Raw genomic sequence first — 17,249 nt, 5'->3', positions numbered from 1 at the left:
AGCGTCAGGCGGCGGCCGCTAGGCAGCCGCCTGATTTGATGCAGCTAAATATTGGGGATGCATGTTGTTCAAACCTCATCGCTTTGTACCTAAGACAGTTGCAGCGGCCGCGCTCGCCGCGCACGGCCTCGCGGCCCATGCAGCGGCACCGTTCGTGGTGCAAGACATCAAGATCGAGGGGCTGCAGCGCGTCGAAGCGGGTTCGGTGTTCGCCTACCTGCCGATCAAGCAGGGCGATACCTTCACGGACGACAAGGCATCCGAAGCAATCCGCGCGCTGTACGCGACGGGCTTTTTCAACGACGTACGCATCGCCACGCAGGGCAATGTCGTGATCGTGCAGGTGCAGGAGCGTCCGGCCATCGCGTCGATCGACTTCACCGGCACGAAGGAATTCGACAAGGACAACCTGACGAAGGCACTGCGCGCAGTCGGTCTCGCCGACGGCCGCTATTACGACAAGGCGCTCGTCGACAAGGCGGAGCAGGAGCTCAAGCGCCAGTACCTCACGCGCGGTTTCTACGCGGCCGAGGTGAAGACGACGGTCACGCCGGTCGACGCGAACCGCGTGTCGATCCTGTTCGCGGTCGCCGAAGGCCCGAGCGCGAAGATCCGCCAGATCAACTTCATCGGCAACAAGGCGTACAGCACGAGCACGCTGCGCGACGAGATGCAGCTGTCGACGCCGAACTGGTTCTCCTGGTACACGAAGAACGACCTGTACTCGAAGGAAAAGCTCACGGGCGACCTCGAAGCAGTGCGCTCGTACTACCTGAACCGCGGCTATCTCGAGTTCAACATCGAGTCGACCCAGGTGTCGATCTCGCCCGACAAGAAGGACATGTACCTGACGGTCACGCTGCACGAAGGCGAGCCGTACACGGTGTCGGGCATCAAGCTGTCGGGCAACCTGCTCGATCGCGAGGCCGAACTCAACAAGCTGATCAAGATCAAGCCGGGCGATCGCTTCTCGGCCGAAAAGCTGCAGCAGACCACCAAGTCGATCGTCGACAAGCTCGGTGAATACGGCTACGCATTCGCGACCGTCAACGCGCAGCCGGAGATCGACCAGGCAAACCACAAGGTGAACCTGAACCTCGTCGTCGATCCGAGCCGCCGCGTGTACGTGCGCCGCATCAACGTCGTCGGCAACACGCGCACGCGCGACGAAGTGGTGCGCCGCGAAATGCGCCAGCTCGAAAGCTCGTGGTTCGATTCGAACCGCCTCGCGCTGTCGAAGGATCGCGTGAACCGTCTCGGCTACTTCACCAACGTCGACGTGACGACCGTGCCGGTCGAAGGCACGAACGACCAGGTCGACGTGAACGTGAAGGTCGACGAAAAGCCGACCGGCGCGATCACGCTGGGCGCCGGCTTCTCGTCGACGGACAAGGTCGTGCTGTCGGCCGGCGTGTCGCAGGACAACGTGTTCGGTTCGGGTACCAGCCTGTCGGTGAACGTCAACACCGCGAAGAGCTACCGCACGCTGACCGTCACGCAGGTCGACCCGTACTTCACGGTCGACGGCATCAAGCGGATCACCGACGTCTTCTACCGTACGTACCAGCCGCTCTACTATTCGACGAGCTCGAGCTTCCGGATCATCAGCGCGGGCGGCAACCTGAAGTTCGGCATTCCGTTCTCGGAAGTCGATACCGTCTACTTCGGCGCCGGCTTCGAGCAGAACCGTCTCGACGTCGATTCGAACACGCCGCAGAGCTACCAGGACTACGTGCAGCAGTTCGGCCGCGTGTCGAACACGGTGCCGCTGACGGTCGCGTGGTCGCGCGATGCGCGTGACAGCGCGCTGATTCCGAGCCGCGGCTACTTCACGCAGGCGAACATGGAGTACGGCGTGCCGGTCGGCAAGATCCAGTACTACAAGGCAGACCTGCAGGCGCAGTACTACTATTCGTTCTCGCGCGGCTTCATCCTGGGCATGAACATCCAGGGCGGCTACGGCAACGGCATCGGCAATCCGTACCCGATCTTCAAGAACTACTACGCTGGCGGTATCGGCTCCGTGCGTGGCTATGAGCCGAGCTCGCTGGGACCGCGCGACTCGAAGACGGGCGACCCGATCGGCGGCTCGAAGATGCTCGTGGGCAACATCGAGCTGACGTTCCCGTTGCCGGGCACCGGCTACGACCGCACGCTGCGCGTGTTCACGTTCGTCGACGGCGGCAACGTCTGGGGCAACGCGCCGGGCGGCACCGCCACGGGCGCGAACGGCCTGCGTTACGCGTACGGCGTCGGCCTCGCGTGGATCTCGCCGATCGGGCCGCTCAAGCTGAGCCTTGGCTTCCCGATTCAGAAGAACGAAGGCGACAAGTACCAGAAATTCCAGTTCCAGATCGGGACGGCGTTCTGATCGAACGCATGACAACAGCAACGAGAGGGTAATTTTGCTAACCGGTAAGTTTTCGAAACGAGTGATGTGCGCGCTGACCGTTGCGCTGGCCTTGGGCGCGGCGACGGTGCACGCACAGGACGTCGCCCGCATCGCGGCGGTCAATTCGGATCGGATCCTGCGCGAGTCGGCGCCCGCGAAGGCGGCGCAGACGAAGCTCGAAGCCGAGTTCGCGAAGCGCGACAAGGATCTGCAGGATCTGGCGGCGCGTCTGAAGTCGATGTCCGATTCGCTGGACAAGAACGGTGCGTCGCTGTCGGCGGCCGACCGCGCGCAGAAGCAGCGCGATCTCGCGCAGCTCGATACCGACTTCCAGCGCAAGCAGCGCGAATTCCGCGAAGACCTGAACCAGCGCCGCAACGAGGAGCTGGCGGCCGTGCTCGAGCGGGCGAACAAGGTCATCAAGCAGATCGCCGAGCAGCAGAATTACGACCTGATCGTGCAGGAAGCCGTGTACGTCAGCCCGCGCATCGACATCACCGACAAGGTGCTCAAGGCGCTCGCGTCCGGCTCGACGAACTGAACGGAGCAGACGACGAATGGCATTGACGCTTGAGGATCTCGTAAAGCGATTCGGCGGCGAGATCGCCGGCGACGCACAGTGCAAGGTGAGCGGGCTCGCCCCGCTCGACCAGGCAGGCCCGCAGCAACTCGCGTTCCTCGCGAATCCGAAGTATCTGTCGCAGGTCGAGTCGACCCGCGCCGGCGCGGTGCTGATCGCGCCGAAGGATCTGGAAAAGCTGGGCGCGGCCGCTCGTGGTCGCAATTTCATTGTCACGCCGAACCCGTACGCGTACTTCGCGCGCGTCGCGCAGATGTTCATCGATCTGGCGACGCCGCCGCGTGCCGCCGGCGTGCATCCGAGCGCGACGATCGATCCGGCCGCGCAGGTCGCCGCGAGCGCGGTGATCGGCCCGCACGTGACGGTCGAGGCCGGTGCGGTGATCGAAGACGGCGTGCAGCTCGACGCGAACGTATTCGTCGGCCGCGGCACGACGATCGGTGCGGGTTCGCACCTGTATCCGAACGCCTCGGTGTACCACGACTGCAAGATCGGTCCGCGCGCGATCATCCATGCGGGCGCCGTGATCGGCTCCGACGGTTTCGGCTTCGCGCCGGATTTCGTCGGCGACGGCGACGCGCGCACCGGCAGCTGGGTCAAGATCCCGCAGGTCGGCGGCGTCTCGATCGGCCCGGACGTCGAGATCGGCGCGAACACGACGATCGATCGCGGCGCGATGGCGGATACCGTCATCGAGGAGTGCGTGAAGATCGACAACCAGGTCCAGATCGGCCACAACTGCCGGATCGGCGCCTATACGGTGATCGCCGGCAGCGCGGGCATCGCGGGCAGCACGACGATCGGCCGCCACTGCATGATCGGCGGCGCGGCCGGGATCGCCGGCCACGTGACGCTCGGCGACTATGTCATCATCACCGCGAAGTCGGGCGTATCGAAGTCGCTGCCGAAGGCCGGCATCTATACCAGCGCGTTCCCGGCCGTCGACCACGGCGAATGGAACAAGAGCGCCGCGCTCGTGCGCAACCTCGACAAGCTGCGCGAGCGCATCAAGGCGCTCGAAGCCACGCTCGCCGCCCAGGGCGGCACGGACGCCTGAGCGCATCATGCGAGACCTCGAACCGGGTACGGCCAGCGCAACCGGCCCGGTTTGCCAGACTGGGCCGCACGGCGGCCCGCTTCAGCCTTTGCATCACCACCGCGCAGCCTCTGCGTGAGACGAACCATCATGAGCACTGAAAAAATCAATCTCGACATCCACAAGATCCTCACGCTGCTGCCGCATCGCTACCCGATTCTGCTCGTCGATCGCGTGCTCGAACTCGAGCCGCACAAGGGAATCAAAGCGCTGAAGAACGTGTCGATCAACGAGCCGTTCTTCCAGGGGCATTTCCCGAAGCGGCCGGTGATGCCGGGCGTGCTGATCCTCGAGGCGCTCGCGCAGGCCGCGGCGCTGCTGACCTTCTCGGAAGAGCAGCCGAAGGATCCGGAGAACACGCTGTACTACTTCGTCGGGATCGACGGTGCGCGCTTCAAGCGTCCGGTCGAACCGGGCGACCAACTGATTCTGAACGTGACGTTCGAACGCTACATCCGCGGCATCTGGAAGTTCAAGGCGGTGGCGGAGGTGGACGGCAAGGTGGCCGCGGAAGCCGAACTGATGTGCACGGTCAAGACGACCGACGTGGCGCCCTGAGCGACGCGTCACGCATAGGCAACGCAACGCGACACATCACATCGAGAGGCAACGGCGCATGACCAGGATTCATCCCACCGCGATTGTCGAACCGGGCGCGCAGATCGACGAATCGGTCGAGATCGGCCCGTACGCGATCGTCGGTCCGCACGTCACGATCGGCGCGCGCACGACGATCGGCTCGCACAGCGTGATCGAAGGCCATACGACGCTCGGCGAGGACAACCGCATCGGCCATTACGCGTCGGTCGGTGGTCGTCCGCAGGACATGAAGTACAAGGACGAGCCGACGAAGCTCGTGATCGGCAATCGCAACACGATCCGCGAATTCACGACGATCCACACGGGCACCGTGCAGGACGGCGGCGTGACGACGCTCGGCGACGACAACTGGATCATGGCCTACGTGCACATCGGCCATGACTGCCGGGTCGGCAATCACGTGATCCTGTCGAGCAACGCGCAGATGGCCGGCCACGTCGAGATCGGCGACTGGGCGATCGTCGGCGGTATGTCGGGCGTGCACCAGTTCGTGCGCATCGGCGCGCACTCGATGCTGGGCGGCGCGTCGGCGCTCGTGCAGGACATCCCGCCGTTCGTGATCGCGGCAGGCAACAAGGCCGAGCCGCACGGGATCAACGTCGAAGGGCTGCGCCGGCGCGGCTTCTCGGCCGATGCGATTTCGGCGCTGCGCAGCGCGTACCGCGTGCTGTACAAGAACGGCCTGTCGTTCGAGGAAGCGAAGGTGCAATTGCGCGAGCTGGCAGAGGCGGGCGGCGACGGCGATGTGCCGGTGAAGGCGCTCGTCGATTTCATCGACGCGTCGCAACGCGGCATCATCCGCTAAGCGATGCCGCTTCCGACCACTCAGCTCCGGCTCGCGATGGCGGCCGGCGAACCGTCGGGCGACCTGCTCGGCGCGTCGCTGCTCGGCGGGCTGCGCGAGCGGCTGCCCGACTCGGCTCAGTACTACGGGATCGGCGGGCAGCGGATGATTGCGCACGGCTTCGACTCGCACTGGCAGATGGACAAGCTGACCGTGCGCGGCTATGTCGAGGCGCTGGGTCAGATTCCCGAGATCCTGCGGATTCGCGGCGAGCTGAAGCGCCAGTTGCTGGCCGAGCGGCCGGACGCGTTCATCGGCATCGACGCACCTGATTTCAACTTCAACGTCGAGCAGACGGTGCGGGACGCGGGCATTCCGGTGGTCCACTTCGTATGCCCGTCGATCTGGATATGGCGTGGCGGCCGGATCAAGAAGATCGCCAAGTCGGTCGACCACATGCTGTGCCTGTTCCCGTTCGAGCCGGCGATTCTCGACAAGGCAGGCGTCGCGTCGACCTACGTCGGCCATCCGCTCGCCGACGAAATCCCGCTCGAGCCCGACATGCATGGCGCACGGATCGCGCTCGGCCTGCCGGCGGATGGCCCGGTGATCGCCGTGCTGCCCGGTAGCCGGCGCTCGGAAATCGCGCTGATCGGCCCGACCTTCTTCGCGGCGATGGCGCTGATGCAGCAGCGCGAGCCGGGCGTGCGCTTCGTGATGCCGGCGGCGACGCCGGCGCTGCGCGCACTGCTGCAGCCGCTCGTCGATGCGCATCCGCAACTCGCGCTGACGATTACCGATGGCAGTGCGCAGGTCGCGATGACGGCCGCCGACGCGATCCTCGTGAAGAGCGGCACGGTCACGCTGGAAGCCGCGCTGCTGAAGAAGCCGATGGTGATCTCGTACAAGGTGCCCTGGCTGACCGGGCAGATCATGCGCCGGCAGGGTTACCTGCCGTACGTCGGCTTGCCGAACATCCTGGCGGGGCGCTTCGTCGTGCCCGAGCTGCTGCAGCATTTCGCGACGCCCGAGGCGCTCGCCGATGCGACGCTCACGCAGCTACGCGACGACGCGAACCGCCGCACACTGACCGAAGTATTTACCGAAATGCATCTTTCGCTGCGGCAGAACACGGCCGCGAAGGCGGCCGAAGCGGTCGTGCGCGTGCTCGAACAACGCAAGGGGCGCGCATGACCGCAGTACGTGCACCACGCCGCCGCGCGTCGAGCGACGTGCAGGGCGGCTTCGATTTCAGCCGTCCCGACGAGATCGTCTGCGGCGTCGACGAAGCGGGCCGTGGCCCGCTCGCGGGGCCGGTGGTGGCCGCCGCGGTGATCCTCGATCCGGCGCAGCCGATCGACGGGCTCGACGATTCGAAGGCGCTGTCCGCGAAGAAGCGCGACGCGCTGTACGATCTGATCGTCGCGCGCTCGCTGTCGTATTGCGTCGCATCGGCGAGCGTTGACGAGATCGATACGCTGAACATCCTGCACGCGACGATGCTCGCGATGAAGCGGGCCGTCGAGGGCCTGTCGGTCCTGCCGACGCTGGCACAGATCGACGGCAACCGCTGTCCGACGCTGACGGTGCGCGCCGAGGCGATCGTCAGCGGCGACGCGCTCGTGCCGAGCATCTCGGCCGCGTCGATCCTCGCGAAGGTCACGCGCGATCGCATGCTGGTCGACCTGCACGAACGCTTCCCCGTGTACGGCTTCAACGTGCATGCGGGCTACGGCACCGCGAAACACCTCGCCGCGCTGCGCGAGCACGGCCCGTGCGAAGCGCATCGGCGCTCGTTCGCTCCCGTGCGCGCGGCACTCGAACTGATTCGATGAAAAGCATTACTTCCCGCGACAACCCGCTGTACAAGCGCCTGAAGGCGCTCGCGGGCTCGACGTCCCATCAGCGCCGCGGCGGCCAGGCGCTGCTCGAAGGATTCCACCTCGCGAGCGCGTACCTCGATACGGGTGCGACGCCCGAGCTGTGCGTGGCGACCGAAGGCGCACTCGGCCACGCCGAGGCGCAAGCGATCGTCGCGCGCATCGATGCGCAACGGATCGTCACGCTGCCCGACGCGCTGTTCGGGCAGTTGTCGAACGTCGTCAACGGCGTCGGCTTCCTGCTGCTCGTCGACCGGCCGGCGCAGCCGCTGCCCGAGCGCGTGACGCAGTCGTCGGTCGTGCTCGACGGCGTGCAGGACGCCGGCAACGTCGGCTCGATCCTGCGCAGCGCGGCGGCCGCCGGCGTGCGCCACGTGTTCTGTGCGCCGGGTACCGCGTACGCATGGTCGTCGAAGGTGCTGCGCTCGGGTATGGGCGCGCATTTCCTGCTGTCGATCCACGAGGACGTCGATGCCGGTGCGCTCGCCGAACGCCTCGATGTCCCGGTTGCGCTGACCGATTCGCACGGCGCGCAGGCGGTCTATGACTGCGACCTGTCGGGCCCCGTGGCATGGGTGTTCGGCAACGAGGGGGCGGGGGTATCGGCGTTCTGGCGCGATGCGGCTATGCATCGCGTCACGATCCCGCAGCCGGGCGGGATGGAGTCGCTGAACGTGGCGGCTGCGGCAGCCGTCTGCCTGTTCGAGCAGGTGCGTCAGCAGCGGCGTGCGTGACGCCACGCGCGTGCTTTCGCCGCACCATTAAAAAAGGCCGCGTTCGACGCGGCCTTTTTGCTTCCGGCGGCGGCCAGGCCGCCGCGAGCGCTCAATCTCAGTACGACTGCCGGTCGAGACGGATTTCCTGCAGGATCGTCGTCGCGATTTCCTCGATCGACTTGTGCGTCGACGACAGCCACTTGATCCCCTCGCGGCGCATCATCGCTTCGGCCTCGTTGATCTCGTAGCGGCAGTTCTCGGGCGCCGCGTACTTGCTGCCCGGCCGGCGTTCGTTGCGGATCTCCGACAGGCGCTGCGGGTCGATCGACAGCCCGAACAGCTTCTCGCTGTACGCGGCCAGCGCCGACGGCAGCTTGCCGCGCTCGAAATCCTCCGGAATCAGCGGATAGTTGGCTGCCTTCACGCCGTACTGCATCGCGAGATACAGGCTCGTCGGCGTCTTGCCGCTGCGCGACACGCCGACGAGGATCACGTCGGCTTCAGACAGGTTGCGGTTCGACTGGCCGTCGTCGTGCGCGAGCGAGAAGTTGATCGCCTCGATCCGGGTCTTGTATTCCTCGGTGTCCGCGTTCTGGTGGCCGCGGCCCATCGCGTGGCTCGACTTGAGCTCCAGTTCCTGCTCGAGCGGTTCGACGAAGCGCTGGAACATGTCGAGCACGAGTGCGTTCGAGCGCTTGACGATGTCGTTCGACTCGCTGTCGACGAGCGTCGTGAACACGATCGCGCGGCGGCCGTCGTGCACGGCGGCCTCGTTGATCTTCTCGAGGGTCGCGTAGGCCTTGTCGAGCGAATCGACGAACGGCACGCGCACGAGGCGGAATTTCTGGTCGAACTGGGAGAGGATCGAATGCGCGAAGGTTTCGGCAGTGATCCCGGTGCCGTCGGAGACGATGAATACGGTAGGCAGCATGAATCTGGGCGTCGAACGTGAAGGGCGGTTGCGCGGGCGGCTGGAGGTTCGCCTCCAGACGCAGTGACAAGGTCGCGCCACATCCGGCAGCCGGCACGGTAGAATAGCGGCAACCTGTTGGATAAGCAATTGCGGGGGCAGGGCGCGAACGGCGCCCCACGCTACGCCGCGCGATTCCAAAATTCCCGGCAAGTTTGGCGATTCGTCTGCAAATATCGCCCTTCTGCCGGGATTTTTGCAAATCGGGTCGGAAGATTTTCCGTCGCTGCGATTGTTTATCTAACAGGTTGCGCAAGACGCGCCGCGCCTTTTTGCAAGCGCCCGCGTCCGAGCCCACTTGCGCAATCGAGCATTTTTTTCACACTTAGGGGCTTGTATGACTAACGCAGCAAACGTCGCAAAGGACCAGGCGTATGTAATTCCGTTCGAGCAGTTGCGGATGACCGATGTGGAGATCGTCGGCGGCAAGAATGCGTCGCTTGGCGAAATGATCAGCCAGCTTTCCGAAGCAGGCGTTCGTGTACCCACCGGTTTCGCCACGACCGCGCTCGCGTTCCGTGATTTCCTCAAGCACAACGACCTTACCGATCGCATCGCCAAGCGTCTCGAGTCGCTCGACATCGACGACGTGAAGGCGCTCGCCGAAGCCGGTGCCGAAATCCGCAAGTGGATCGTCGATGCGCCGATGCAGGCACGTCTCGAGCAGGAAATCCGCGAGCAGTTCGAAGTCCTGAAGAACAGCTCGCCGGGCGAGCTGTCGTTCGCCGTGCGTTCGTCCGCTACCGCGGAAGACCTGCCCGACGCATCGTTCGCCGGCCAGCAGGAGTCGTACCTGAACGTCGTCGGCATCGAAGACGTGCTCGACCGCATGAAGCACGTGTTCGCGTCGCTGTATAACGACCGCGCGATCTCGTACCGCGTGCACAAGGGCTTCACGCACGCGGAAGTCGCGCTGTCGGCCGGTGTGCAGCGCATGGTCCGCTCGGACGTCGGCGCCGCCGGCGTGATGTTCACGATCGACACCGAATCGGGCTTCAAGGACGCCGTGTTCATCACGTCGAGCTACGGCCTGGGCGAAACCGTCGTGCAGGGCGCCGTGAACCCGGACGAGTTCTACGTGTTCAAGACGACGCTCGCACAGGACAAGTACCCGATCATCCGCCGCTCGATCGGCTCGAAGCTGATCAAGATGGAATTCACGCAGCCGGGCGAGCCGGGCCGCGTGAAGACGGTCGACGTGCCGCACGAACAGCGCAACCGCTACTCGATCACCGACGAAGACGTGATCGAGCTGGCGAAGTACGCGGTCATCATCGAGAAGCACTACCAGCGTCCGATGGACATCGAGTGGGGCAAGGACGGCCGCGACGGCAAGATCTTCATCCTGCAGGCACGCCCGGAAACGGTGAAGAGCCAGGCAACCGGCAAGGCCGAGCAGCGCTTCAAGCTGAAGGGCCAGTCGCAGGTGCTGGCAACGGGCCGTGCGATCGGCCAGAAGATCGGTGCGGGCCCCGTGCGCGTGATCCAGGATCCGTCGGAAATGGAACGCGTGCAACCGGGCGACGTGCTGGTGGCCGACATGACCGACCCGAACTGGGAGCCGGTGATGAAGCGTGCAGCCGCGATCGTCACGAACCGCGGCGGCCGGACCTGCCACGCGGCGATCATCGCGCGTGAGCTCGGCGTGCCGGCTGTCGTCGGCTGCGGCGATGCGACCGACATCCTGAAGGACGGCGCGCTCGTCACCGTGTCGTGCGCGGAAGGCGACGAAGGCAAGATCTACGACGGCCTGCTCGAGACGGAAGTCACGGAAGTGCAGCGCGGCGAACTGCCGGAAATCCCGGTCAAGATCATGATGAACGTCGGCAACCCGCAGCTCGCGTTCGACTTCTCGCAACTGCCGAACGGCGGTGTGGGTCTCGCGCGTCTCGAGTTCATCATCAACAACAACATCGGCGTTCACCCGAAGGCGATCCTCGAGTACCCGAACATCGACCAGGACCTGAAGAAGGCCGTCGAGAGCGTCGCGCGCGGTCACGCATCGCCGCGTCAGTTCTACGTCGACAAGCTGACGGAAGGTGTCGCGACGATCGCGGCGGCGTTCTATCCGAAGCCCGTGATCGTGCGTCTGTCCGACTTCAAGTCGAACGAGTACAAGAAGCTGATCGGCGGTTCGCGTTACGAGCCGGACGAGGAAAACCCGATGCTGGGTTTCCGCGGCGCGTCGCGTTACATCGCTGAAGACTTCGCGCAGGCGTTCGAGATGGAGTGCCGTGCACTGAAGCGCGTGCGCGACGAGATGGGCCTGACCAACGTCGAGATCATGGTGCCGTTCGTGCGTACGGTGAAGCAGGCGGAGCGCGTCGTCGGCCTGCTCGAGAAGTTCGGCCTGAAGCGTGGCGAAAACGGCCTGCGCCTCGTGATGATGTGCGAAGTCCCGACCAACGCGATCCTCGCCGAAGAGTTCCTGGAGCACTTCGACGGTTTCTCGATCGGTTCGAACGACCTCACGCAGCTCACGCTCGGCCTCGACCGCGACTCGGGCATGGAACTGCTGGCCGTCGACTTCGACGAACGCGACCCGGCCGTCAAGTTCCTGCTGAAGCGCGCGATCGACACCTGCCGCAAGATGGGCAAGTACGTCGGCATCTGCGGCCAGGGCCCGTCCGATCACCCGGACTTCGCGCAATGGCTGACGGACGAAGGCATCGTGTCGATCTCGCTGAACCCCGACACGATCATCGATACGTGGCAGGCGCTCGCCAACCGGAAGTAACGGTCGGTAACTTGCCACCAACGAAGGAGCGGCGCTGCTGCTCTTTCAATGAAGGCAAATTGCAAGGTTCATGCTATAAACACCCCGGTAGACACCGGGGTGTTTTTGTTTGTCGGTACGAACCGGGCCGCCCCAAGCGTGCCGACCGCTCTCTTGGGAGCCGCGAACAAATCGATCCGGAACAGCGCTTCAGCGCGTATTCTGGTTCTATGCCACGCAAGTGAACGCGGCGGATGTTTTTCTGGAGACCACAATGATGTCGGGGCATCTGTTCTGGTGGGTCGCGGTGGGCGTGCTGGTCGTGGCCGAGTTGCTGACGGGCACGTTCTATCTGCTGATGATCGCGCTCGGCTTTCTCGCGGGCGGGCTGCTGCAGCTGGCCGGTTTCGCGCCGCACGTGCAGTTCGGCGCAGCGGCCGTGGTCGCGATCGTCGCGATGATCGTGTTGCGGCGTTCGGGGCTCGGCCGCAAGCAGAAGCGCGACACGTCGACCAATCCCGACGTCAATCTCGATATCGGCGCGACCGTCACGGTCGACGCGTGGCGTGACGGCCGCGCGCGCGTGCAGTATCGCGGTGCCGACTGGGACGTCGAGCTCGAGAACGGCGAGCGCGACGATGCGCACGTGTATCAGGTGAGTGCCGTGCGCGGCAATTGTCTCGTGGTCGTAGCGAAACCCGCGGGCTGATCGTCCGCCGATACAACAAGGAGGGAATACTTCATGGATTCGCTGATCATCTGGGTGGTCCTGCTCGTCATCGCGATCGTGATCGTGTCGAAGACGGTGAAGATCGTGCCGCAGCAGCATGCATGGGTGCTCGAGCGCTTCGGGCGCTATCACGCGACGCTGTCGCCGGGTCTCAATATCGTGCTGCCGTTCGTCGATCGCATCGCGTACCGGCACGTGCTGAAGGAAATTCCGCTCGACGTACCGAGCCAGGTCTGTATCACGCGCGACAACACGCAGCTGCAGGTCGACGGCGTGCTGTACTTCCAGGTGACCGATCCGATGAAGGCGTCGTACGGATCGAGCAACTTCGTGCTCGCGATCACGCAGCTCGCGCAAACCACGTTGCGTTCGGTGGTCGGCAAGCTCGAACTCGACAAGACGTTCGAGGAGCGCGATTTCATCAACCACAACATCGTGTCGGCGCTCGATCAGGCCGCCGCGAACTGGGGGGTGAAGGTCCTGCGCTACGAGATCAAGGACCTGACGCCGCCGAAGGAAATCCTGCACGCGATGCAGGCGCAGATCACCGCGGAGCGTGAAAAGCGCGCGCTGATCGCCGCATCCGAAGGCCGCAAGCAGGAGCAGATCAACCTCGCGTCGGGTGCGCGCGAAGCGGCGATCCAGAAATCCGAAGGCGAGCGGCAGGCCGCGATCAACCAGGCACAGGGCGAAGCGGCCGCGATTCTGGCAGTGGCCGAAGCGAACGCGCAGGCGATCCAGAAGATCGCGAACGCGATGCAATCGCAGGGCGGGATGGACGCGGTGAACCTGAAGGTGGCCGAGCAGTATGTCAGCGCATTCTCGAATCTCGCGAAGCAGGGCAACACGCTGATCGTGCCGGCGAACCTGTCGGATCTCGGCACCGCGATCTCGTCGGCGCTGACGATCGTCAAGAGCGCGGGGGCGGCTTCGGGCGGGAAGGCCTGAGTCCGGATTTACGCGGCGCGCTGGTGGCCGCCGCGTGCGATCGGCGTGCGGCGAATCGTCGCGGAGCCGGGCGCGGATGATGCCCGTGCGGCGCCGTCGACGGCGCCTTTCTTCAGTCGATACGGGCGGTATGGCGTGCCGAGTGTCGCCCTTGTAGCCGGCGCGCCCGATTCACCTGGCCCAAAGCAACACGGCCCGCTTCGAGCGGGCCGTGTCGTTTGCGAAGCGCGTCGCGCGCGTCAGGTGCCGGCGCGCATGATGCGGGCCTTTTCGCGTTCCCAGTCGCGCTTCTTCTCGGTTTCGCGCTTGTCGTGCAGCTTCTTGCCCTTCGCGAGCGCGATGTCGCACTTCACGCGACCGCCCTTGTAGTGGAAGTTCAGCGGCACGAGCGTGTAGCCGCGCTGCTCGACCTTGCCGATCAGTTTCTTGATTTCCTCGCGGTGCAGCAGCAGCTTGCGCGTGCGAACCGGGTCGGGCGTGATGTGGGTCGAAGCCTCGGGCAGCGGGCTGATATGGGTGCCGATCAGGAAGATCTCGGCGTGCTTGATCACGACGTAACCTTCCCTGATCTGGCCGCGCCCGGCGCGCAGCGCCTTGACTTCCCAGCCCTCGAGCACGAGCCCCGCCTCGTAGCGTTCCTCGATGTGATAATCGAAGTGCGCTTTCCTGTTGTCGATGATGCTCATGAAAGGATCGGGCCAACTCGTTTAAAATCACGATTTTAGCAAAGCGGGGCGGGAATCGCCCGGCTTGCGTTCTCACCTTAAGCGATGCCGCGCGATTTATGGCAGATGTCCAGAAAACCGTATTGATCCGTCATTCGGCGGAACAGATGTTCGACCTCGTCACCGACGTGGCCGACTACCCCAATTTCCTGCCCTGGTGCGGCGGCGTCGAGATTCGCCGTCAGGACGAGAGCGGGATGGAAGCGCGCATCGACATCAACTTCAAGGGCATCAAGCAGCATTTCGCGACGCGCAACACGCAGCAGCGCCCGTCGCGGATCGACATGGAGTTCACGGACGGCCCGTTCAAGAAGTTCACGGGCGCGTGGCGCTTCACGGCGCTGCGTGCCGATGCGTGCAAGATCGAATTCGCGCTGCACTACGAATTCTCGAGCATCCTGCTCGAGAAGATCATCGGGCCCGTGTTCAGCCACATCGCGAACACGTTCGTCGATTCGTTCGTGAAGCGCGCCGACCAGCGCTACGGGAAGGGGTGACGCGATGCTGTCGATCGAAGTCTGTTACGCGCTGCCGGATCGCCAGACGCTGATTCCGCTGTCGCTGCCCGAAGGGGCGACCGTTCGTTCGGCGATCGACGCGAGCGGCGTGCTCGCGCTGCACCCGGAAATCGATCTCGCGAACGCGAAGACGGGCGTGTACGGCAAGCTTGCGCCGCTCGACGCGCCGCTCGCCGACCACGACCGTGTCGAAATCTACCGCCCGTTGATCGTCGATCCGAAGCTCGCGCGCCAGCGGCGCGTCGACAAGTCGCGCCGCGCCGGCTCCATCGAGGGCCGCAAGTGGATGCACAAGGACGCGCGCTGACGCGGGCCGGTTCGCGGCTTACACGCAGTTTCGTCTGATCAAACGCCGTGGCGCTCAGTGGGCCGCGGCGTTTGCATTTGCCGGCGCGCTTCCCGACGTATCGCCGCCGGCGGGCGTGTTGCCATGCTGCCGCACCGATCCGTAGACGCCTGCGAGCAGCAGCACCAGCGCGGCGATTTCGAGCGCATGCGGCATCCGCTGGTCATACACGAACGCGTAAAGCATCGCGAACACGGTTTCGAACACGATCAGCTGGCCCGACAGCGTGAGCGGCAGCCGCTTCGACGCGGCATTCCACAGCCCGTTGCCGAGCCACGACGCGCCGATCGCGAGCACGAGGTTCAGCAGCCAGAACAGCTGCCAGCGCGACGCCGGGACGGCTGCCTGCACCGTGCCGGCCGGCAGCGCGAGGATCGCGATCCAGACGAGTCCGCCGATCAGGCCCGTCACGACACCCCACAGCACCGACCACTCGTTGCCGCCGAAATGATGATGGCGCTGCAGATAGCGGGCGTTCGCGACCGCATACCAGGTCCAGCTCGCGAGCGCGCCGGCCGCGCAGGCAATCCCGGCGAGCTTCTGGCCGAGCGTCGTCGCATGCGCGGCCTCGGACGTGAACAGGTCGACGTTGATGCAGACGATGCCCGCGATCACCAGCGCGAGCGGGGCCGCGAGCCGCCGCAGCGGCACGGCGCCGTGGTCGCCGAGGCCCGCGAGCGTGACCGTGACGGGCAGCACGCCGACGATCAGGGAGCTGGGTGCGATGCCGATCAGGTGCACGGCGCCGGACAGCAGCATGTAGTACGCGACATTGCCGACGACGGCGAGCCTGACCAGCGCGACGAGATCCTCGCGGGTCAGCCGCGCGAGCAGAGAGCGGGCGGCCGGCAGCGCGGCTGCCAACGAGACGAGGCCGTACATCGCGTAGCGGCCGGCGCTCAGCAGCAGCGGCGAGAAGTCGGTCAGCAGCCGCGGAACGAGAAACACCATGCCCCACAGGGCACCTGCCAGGACACCATAGACCACACCGCGCTGCATCGACCGCTCCGAACACATGACTGACGAGCGCGCATCTTAGCGACGCCGTTGCGGCGTCGTCTTGTTCATTCCTGCACTCGGTGCCGGGCAGGGCGCAGGCGTGCTGCGCCCGGGAGCGATCGCGGCAAGCGGCGGATCATTCGTCGGCAGAATCGGGCGCGGCTCCCGCGTTGTTGCCCGACGTCCGCGCCCGCGCGGGCCGGCGCACGGTGCGCAACGTGCCGCTGTTGCCGCCGCCGCAGTAGAAGCGGTCGTGGCCGTCGGATTCGAGCCCCGATACGCCGACGCCGGCCGGCATGTCGACCTGCTCGAGCACGCGGCCCGTGCGCGGATCGATGTGCCGCAGGTCGGCCTGGTCGGATTCCCAGGTGCCGTGCCACAGCTCGCCGTCGACCCACGTCACGCCGGTGACGAAGCGGTTCGATTCGATCGTGCGCAGCACGGTGCCCGATTGCGGATCCACTTGATGAATCTTGCGTTCGCGGTACTGGCCGACCCACAGCGTGCCTTCGGCCCATGCCAGTCCCGAATCGCCGCCGCCGCCGGGGGCGGGAATCGTCGCGAGCACGCGGCCCGATTCGGGGTCGATCTTCTCGATGCGGTTCTCGACGATCTGGTACAGGTGGCGGCCGTCGAACGCCGAGCCCGCATGCGCGGCGACGTCGAGCGAGCGGACCGTCGTGCCGCGTTCCGGGTCGAGCGCATTGAGCTTGTCGCCGGACGCGTACCACACGTACTGCCCGTCGAACGTGACGCCGTGTACGCCGTCGACGCCCGGAAACGGGCCGTATTCGCGAAGGATCTCTGCACTGGAGCGTTTCATGTTCGTCACCTCGTCGTTCGGTGAGGTCATCCTAATCGCCCGGCAGCGGGGCAGGGAGTAACAAGGTCGTCGCGAAACCGGGCAGCGGCGGAGTCATCCAGCGACGCGCGCGGCCGCGGCCGAGCGCCTGGACCTTGTCCGCTTCGGCGAGCGCGTCGAGCGCGCGCTGCACGGTGCGCTGGCTTGCGCCGAGGGCCAGCGCGAGCGCGGAGCTCGACCACGCTTCGCCATCGGCGAGGAGCGCGAGCACGGCCGCGTGGCGATCGTCGACCGGGCGCGCCAGGACGACGGTCTCGCGTACGCCGAGCAGGTTCGGCACGATGTGGCGGAGCACGATCGACGCCGGCGACACGCCGATCGCGCGGGCCGCATCGACGAACTCGCGGTTGCGCAGCGACAGCGTCTGGCCGCGCACGACACGCGCCA

General features: G+C 65.5%; 18 protein-coding genes. 13 read left to right on the top strand and 5 right to left on the bottom strand.

What is annotated here, in order from left to right:
• Window positions 1-61: 61 nt before the first annotated feature.
• The 8 genes from bamA to G3N61_RS27345 all read left to right on the top strand — a co-directional run bounded on the left by bamA (window position 62) and on the right by G3N61_RS27345 (window position 8,066).
• Complete coding sequence (gene bamA, locus G3N61_RS27380) at window positions 62-2,371, top strand: outer membrane protein assembly factor BamA (protein WP_043190834.1); 2,310 nt, start codon at window positions 62-64, stop codon at window positions 2,369-2,371.
• Window positions 2,372-2,435: 64 nt separating this feature from the next.
• Window positions 2,436-2,933, top strand: coding sequence for an OmpH family outer membrane protein (locus tag G3N61_RS27375; RefSeq protein ID WP_043190836.1), 498 nt, complete (start codon window positions 2,436-2,438; stop codon window positions 2,931-2,933).
• A 16-nt stretch (window positions 2,934-2,949) separates the two neighbouring features.
• Window positions 2,950-4,029, top strand: coding sequence for a UDP-3-O-(3-hydroxymyristoyl)glucosamine N-acyltransferase (lpxD, locus tag G3N61_RS27370; protein ID WP_205824047.1), 1,080 nt, complete (start codon window positions 2,950-2,952; stop codon window positions 4,027-4,029).
• Window positions 4,030-4,158: 129 nt separating this feature from the next.
• Window positions 4,159-4,626, top strand: a complete 468-nt coding sequence (gene fabZ / locus G3N61_RS27365) for a 3-hydroxyacyl-ACP dehydratase FabZ (protein ID WP_021159112.1) — start codon at window positions 4,159-4,161, stop codon at window positions 4,624-4,626.
• 58 nt (window positions 4,627-4,684) lie between these two features.
• Window positions 4,685-5,473 (top strand): acyl-ACP--UDP-N-acetylglucosamine O-acyltransferase, encoded by a 789-nt coding sequence (lpxA, locus tag G3N61_RS27360; RefSeq protein WP_043190842.1) that lies wholly within the window; start codon window positions 4,685-4,687, stop codon window positions 5,471-5,473.
• Window positions 5,474-5,476: 3 nt separating this feature from the next.
• Window positions 5,477-6,646, top strand: a complete 1,170-nt coding sequence (gene lpxB / locus G3N61_RS27355) for a lipid-A-disaccharide synthase (protein WP_043190845.1) — start codon at window positions 5,477-5,479, stop codon at window positions 6,644-6,646.
• Window positions 6,643-7,287, top strand: a complete 645-nt coding sequence (gene rnhB / locus G3N61_RS27350; protein WP_089450835.1) for a ribonuclease HII — start codon at window positions 6,643-6,645, stop codon at window positions 7,285-7,287. Before lpxB ends, rnhB begins: the two co-directional genes overlap by 4 nt.
• Window positions 7,284-8,066, top strand: a complete 783-nt coding sequence (locus G3N61_RS27345) for an RNA methyltransferase (RefSeq protein ID WP_089450834.1) — start codon at window positions 7,284-7,286, stop codon at window positions 8,064-8,066. Before rnhB ends, G3N61_RS27345 begins: the two co-directional genes overlap by 4 nt.
• A gap of 97 nt (window positions 8,067-8,163) precedes the next feature.
• On the opposite strand, the gene G3N61_RS27340 is transcribed toward G3N61_RS27345, so the two are convergent.
• Window positions 8,164-8,979 (bottom strand): pyruvate, water dikinase regulatory protein, encoded by an 816-nt coding sequence (locus G3N61_RS27340; protein ID WP_043190854.1) that lies wholly within the window; start codon window positions 8,977-8,979, stop codon window positions 8,164-8,166.
• A 376-nt stretch (window positions 8,980-9,355) separates the two neighbouring features.
• On the opposite strand from G3N61_RS27340, the gene ppsA reads away from it, so the two are divergent.
• The 3 genes from ppsA (at window position 9,356) to G3N61_RS27325 (ending at window position 13,412) form a co-directional block, all read left to right on the top strand.
• Entirely contained in the window at window positions 9,356-11,755 is a 2,400-nt protein-coding gene (gene ppsA / locus G3N61_RS27335) for a phosphoenolpyruvate synthase (protein ID WP_043190857.1), read from the top strand.
• Between the two features lie 253 nt (window positions 11,756-12,008).
• Window positions 12,009-12,443, top strand: a complete 435-nt coding sequence (locus G3N61_RS27330) for an NfeD family protein (protein ID WP_043190859.1) — start codon at window positions 12,009-12,011, stop codon at window positions 12,441-12,443.
• 33 nt (window positions 12,444-12,476) lie between these two features.
• The gene (locus tag G3N61_RS27325) at window positions 12,477-13,412 is read left to right on the top strand and encodes an SPFH domain-containing protein (RefSeq protein ID WP_039342757.1); all 936 of its coding nucleotides are present in this window, start codon (window positions 12,477-12,479) and stop codon (window positions 13,410-13,412) included.
• 239 nt (window positions 13,413-13,651) lie between these two features.
• Here G3N61_RS27325 and smpB read toward each other — a convergent pair whose 3' ends face one another.
• The gene (smpB, locus tag G3N61_RS27320; RefSeq protein ID WP_039342760.1) at window positions 13,652-14,098 is read right to left on the bottom strand and encodes an SsrA-binding protein SmpB; all 447 of its coding nucleotides are present in this window, start codon (window positions 14,096-14,098) and stop codon (window positions 13,652-13,654) included.
• Window positions 14,099-14,196: 98 nt separating this feature from the next.
• Between smpB and G3N61_RS27315 the strand changes: the two genes are divergently transcribed.
• The gene (locus tag G3N61_RS27315) at window positions 14,197-14,634 is read left to right on the top strand and encodes a type II toxin-antitoxin system RatA family toxin (RefSeq protein WP_089450832.1); all 438 of its coding nucleotides are present in this window, start codon (window positions 14,197-14,199) and stop codon (window positions 14,632-14,634) included.
• 4 nt (window positions 14,635-14,638) lie between these two features.
• Window positions 14,639-14,962 (top strand): RnfH family protein, encoded by a 324-nt coding sequence (locus tag G3N61_RS27310; protein ID WP_043190875.1) that lies wholly within the window; start codon window positions 14,639-14,641, stop codon window positions 14,960-14,962.
• A gap of 54 nt (window positions 14,963-15,016) precedes the next feature.
• Here the strand turns inward: G3N61_RS27310 and G3N61_RS27305 are convergent, their stop codons facing one another.
• From G3N61_RS27305 to G3N61_RS27295, 3 genes are all read right to left on the bottom strand, one after another.
• A complete protein-coding gene (locus G3N61_RS27305; protein WP_089450831.1) occupies window positions 15,017-16,000 on the bottom strand; it encodes a DMT family transporter in 984 nt (327 codons plus the stop codon).
• A 136-nt stretch (window positions 16,001-16,136) separates the two neighbouring features.
• The gene (locus tag G3N61_RS27300; RefSeq protein ID WP_205824046.1) at window positions 16,137-16,823 is read right to left on the bottom strand and encodes a glutamine cyclotransferase; all 687 of its coding nucleotides are present in this window, start codon (window positions 16,821-16,823) and stop codon (window positions 16,137-16,139) included.
• 31 nt (window positions 16,824-16,854) lie between these two features.
• Window positions 16,855-17,249 (bottom strand): ABC transporter permease subunit (locus G3N61_RS27295; protein WP_205824045.1); only part of this gene is annotated, 395 nt, incomplete at its 5' end.

This window comes from Burkholderia sp. Ac-20349 (assembly GCF_017104865.1).
GTDB lineage: Bacteria > Pseudomonadota > Gammaproteobacteria > Burkholderiales > Burkholderiaceae > Burkholderia > Burkholderia aenigmatica.
Note: the sequence above shows the minus strand (reverse complement) of the source record. Positions and strands in the feature narration are given on the sequence as shown.

What these genes read in the sequence shown, in the direction of transcription:
- bamA (WP_043190834.1), top strand. Translation starts at nt 62, where the DNA reads ATGTTGTTCAAACCTCATCGCTTTGTACCTAAGACAGTTGCAGCGGCC.
- G3N61_RS27375 (WP_043190836.1), top strand. Translation starts at nt 2,436, where the DNA reads ATGTGCGCGCTGACCGTTGCGCTGGCCTTGGGCGCGGCGACGGTGCAC.
- lpxD (WP_205824047.1), top strand. Translation starts at nt 2,950, where the DNA reads ATGGCATTGACGCTTGAGGATCTCGTAAAGCGATTCGGCGGCGAGATC.
- fabZ (WP_021159112.1), top strand. Translation starts at nt 4,159, where the DNA reads ATGAGCACTGAAAAAATCAATCTCGACATCCACAAGATCCTCACGCTG.
- lpxA (WP_043190842.1), top strand. Translation starts at nt 4,685, where the DNA reads ATGACCAGGATTCATCCCACCGCGATTGTCGAACCGGGCGCGCAGATC.
- lpxB (WP_043190845.1), top strand. Translation starts at nt 5,477, where the DNA reads ATGCCGCTTCCGACCACTCAGCTCCGGCTCGCGATGGCGGCCGGCGAA.
- rnhB (WP_089450835.1), top strand. Translation starts at nt 6,643, where the DNA reads ATGACCGCAGTACGTGCACCACGCCGCCGCGCGTCGAGCGACGTGCAG.
- G3N61_RS27345 (WP_089450834.1), top strand. Translation starts at nt 7,284, where the DNA reads ATGAAAAGCATTACTTCCCGCGACAACCCGCTGTACAAGCGCCTGAAG.
- G3N61_RS27340 (WP_043190854.1), bottom strand. Translation starts at nt 8,979, where the DNA reads ATGCTGCCTACCGTATTCATCGTCTCCGACGGCACCGGGATCACTGCC.
- ppsA (WP_043190857.1), top strand. Translation starts at nt 9,356, where the DNA reads ATGACTAACGCAGCAAACGTCGCAAAGGACCAGGCGTATGTAATTCCG.
- G3N61_RS27330 (WP_043190859.1), top strand. Translation starts at nt 12,009, where the DNA reads ATGATGTCGGGGCATCTGTTCTGGTGGGTCGCGGTGGGCGTGCTGGTC.
- G3N61_RS27325 (WP_039342757.1), top strand. Translation starts at nt 12,477, where the DNA reads ATGGATTCGCTGATCATCTGGGTGGTCCTGCTCGTCATCGCGATCGTG.
- smpB (WP_039342760.1), bottom strand. Translation starts at nt 14,098, where the DNA reads ATGAGCATCATCGACAACAGGAAAGCGCACTTCGATTATCACATCGAG.
- G3N61_RS27315 (WP_089450832.1), top strand. Translation starts at nt 14,197, where the DNA reads ATGGCAGATGTCCAGAAAACCGTATTGATCCGTCATTCGGCGGAACAG.
- G3N61_RS27310 (WP_043190875.1), top strand. Translation starts at nt 14,639, where the DNA reads ATGCTGTCGATCGAAGTCTGTTACGCGCTGCCGGATCGCCAGACGCTG.
- G3N61_RS27305 (WP_089450831.1), bottom strand. Translation starts at nt 16,000, where the DNA reads ATGCAGCGCGGTGTGGTCTATGGTGTCCTGGCAGGTGCCCTGTGGGGC.
- G3N61_RS27300 (WP_205824046.1), bottom strand. Translation starts at nt 16,823, where the DNA reads ATGAAACGCTCCAGTGCAGAGATCCTTCGCGAATACGGCCCGTTTCCG.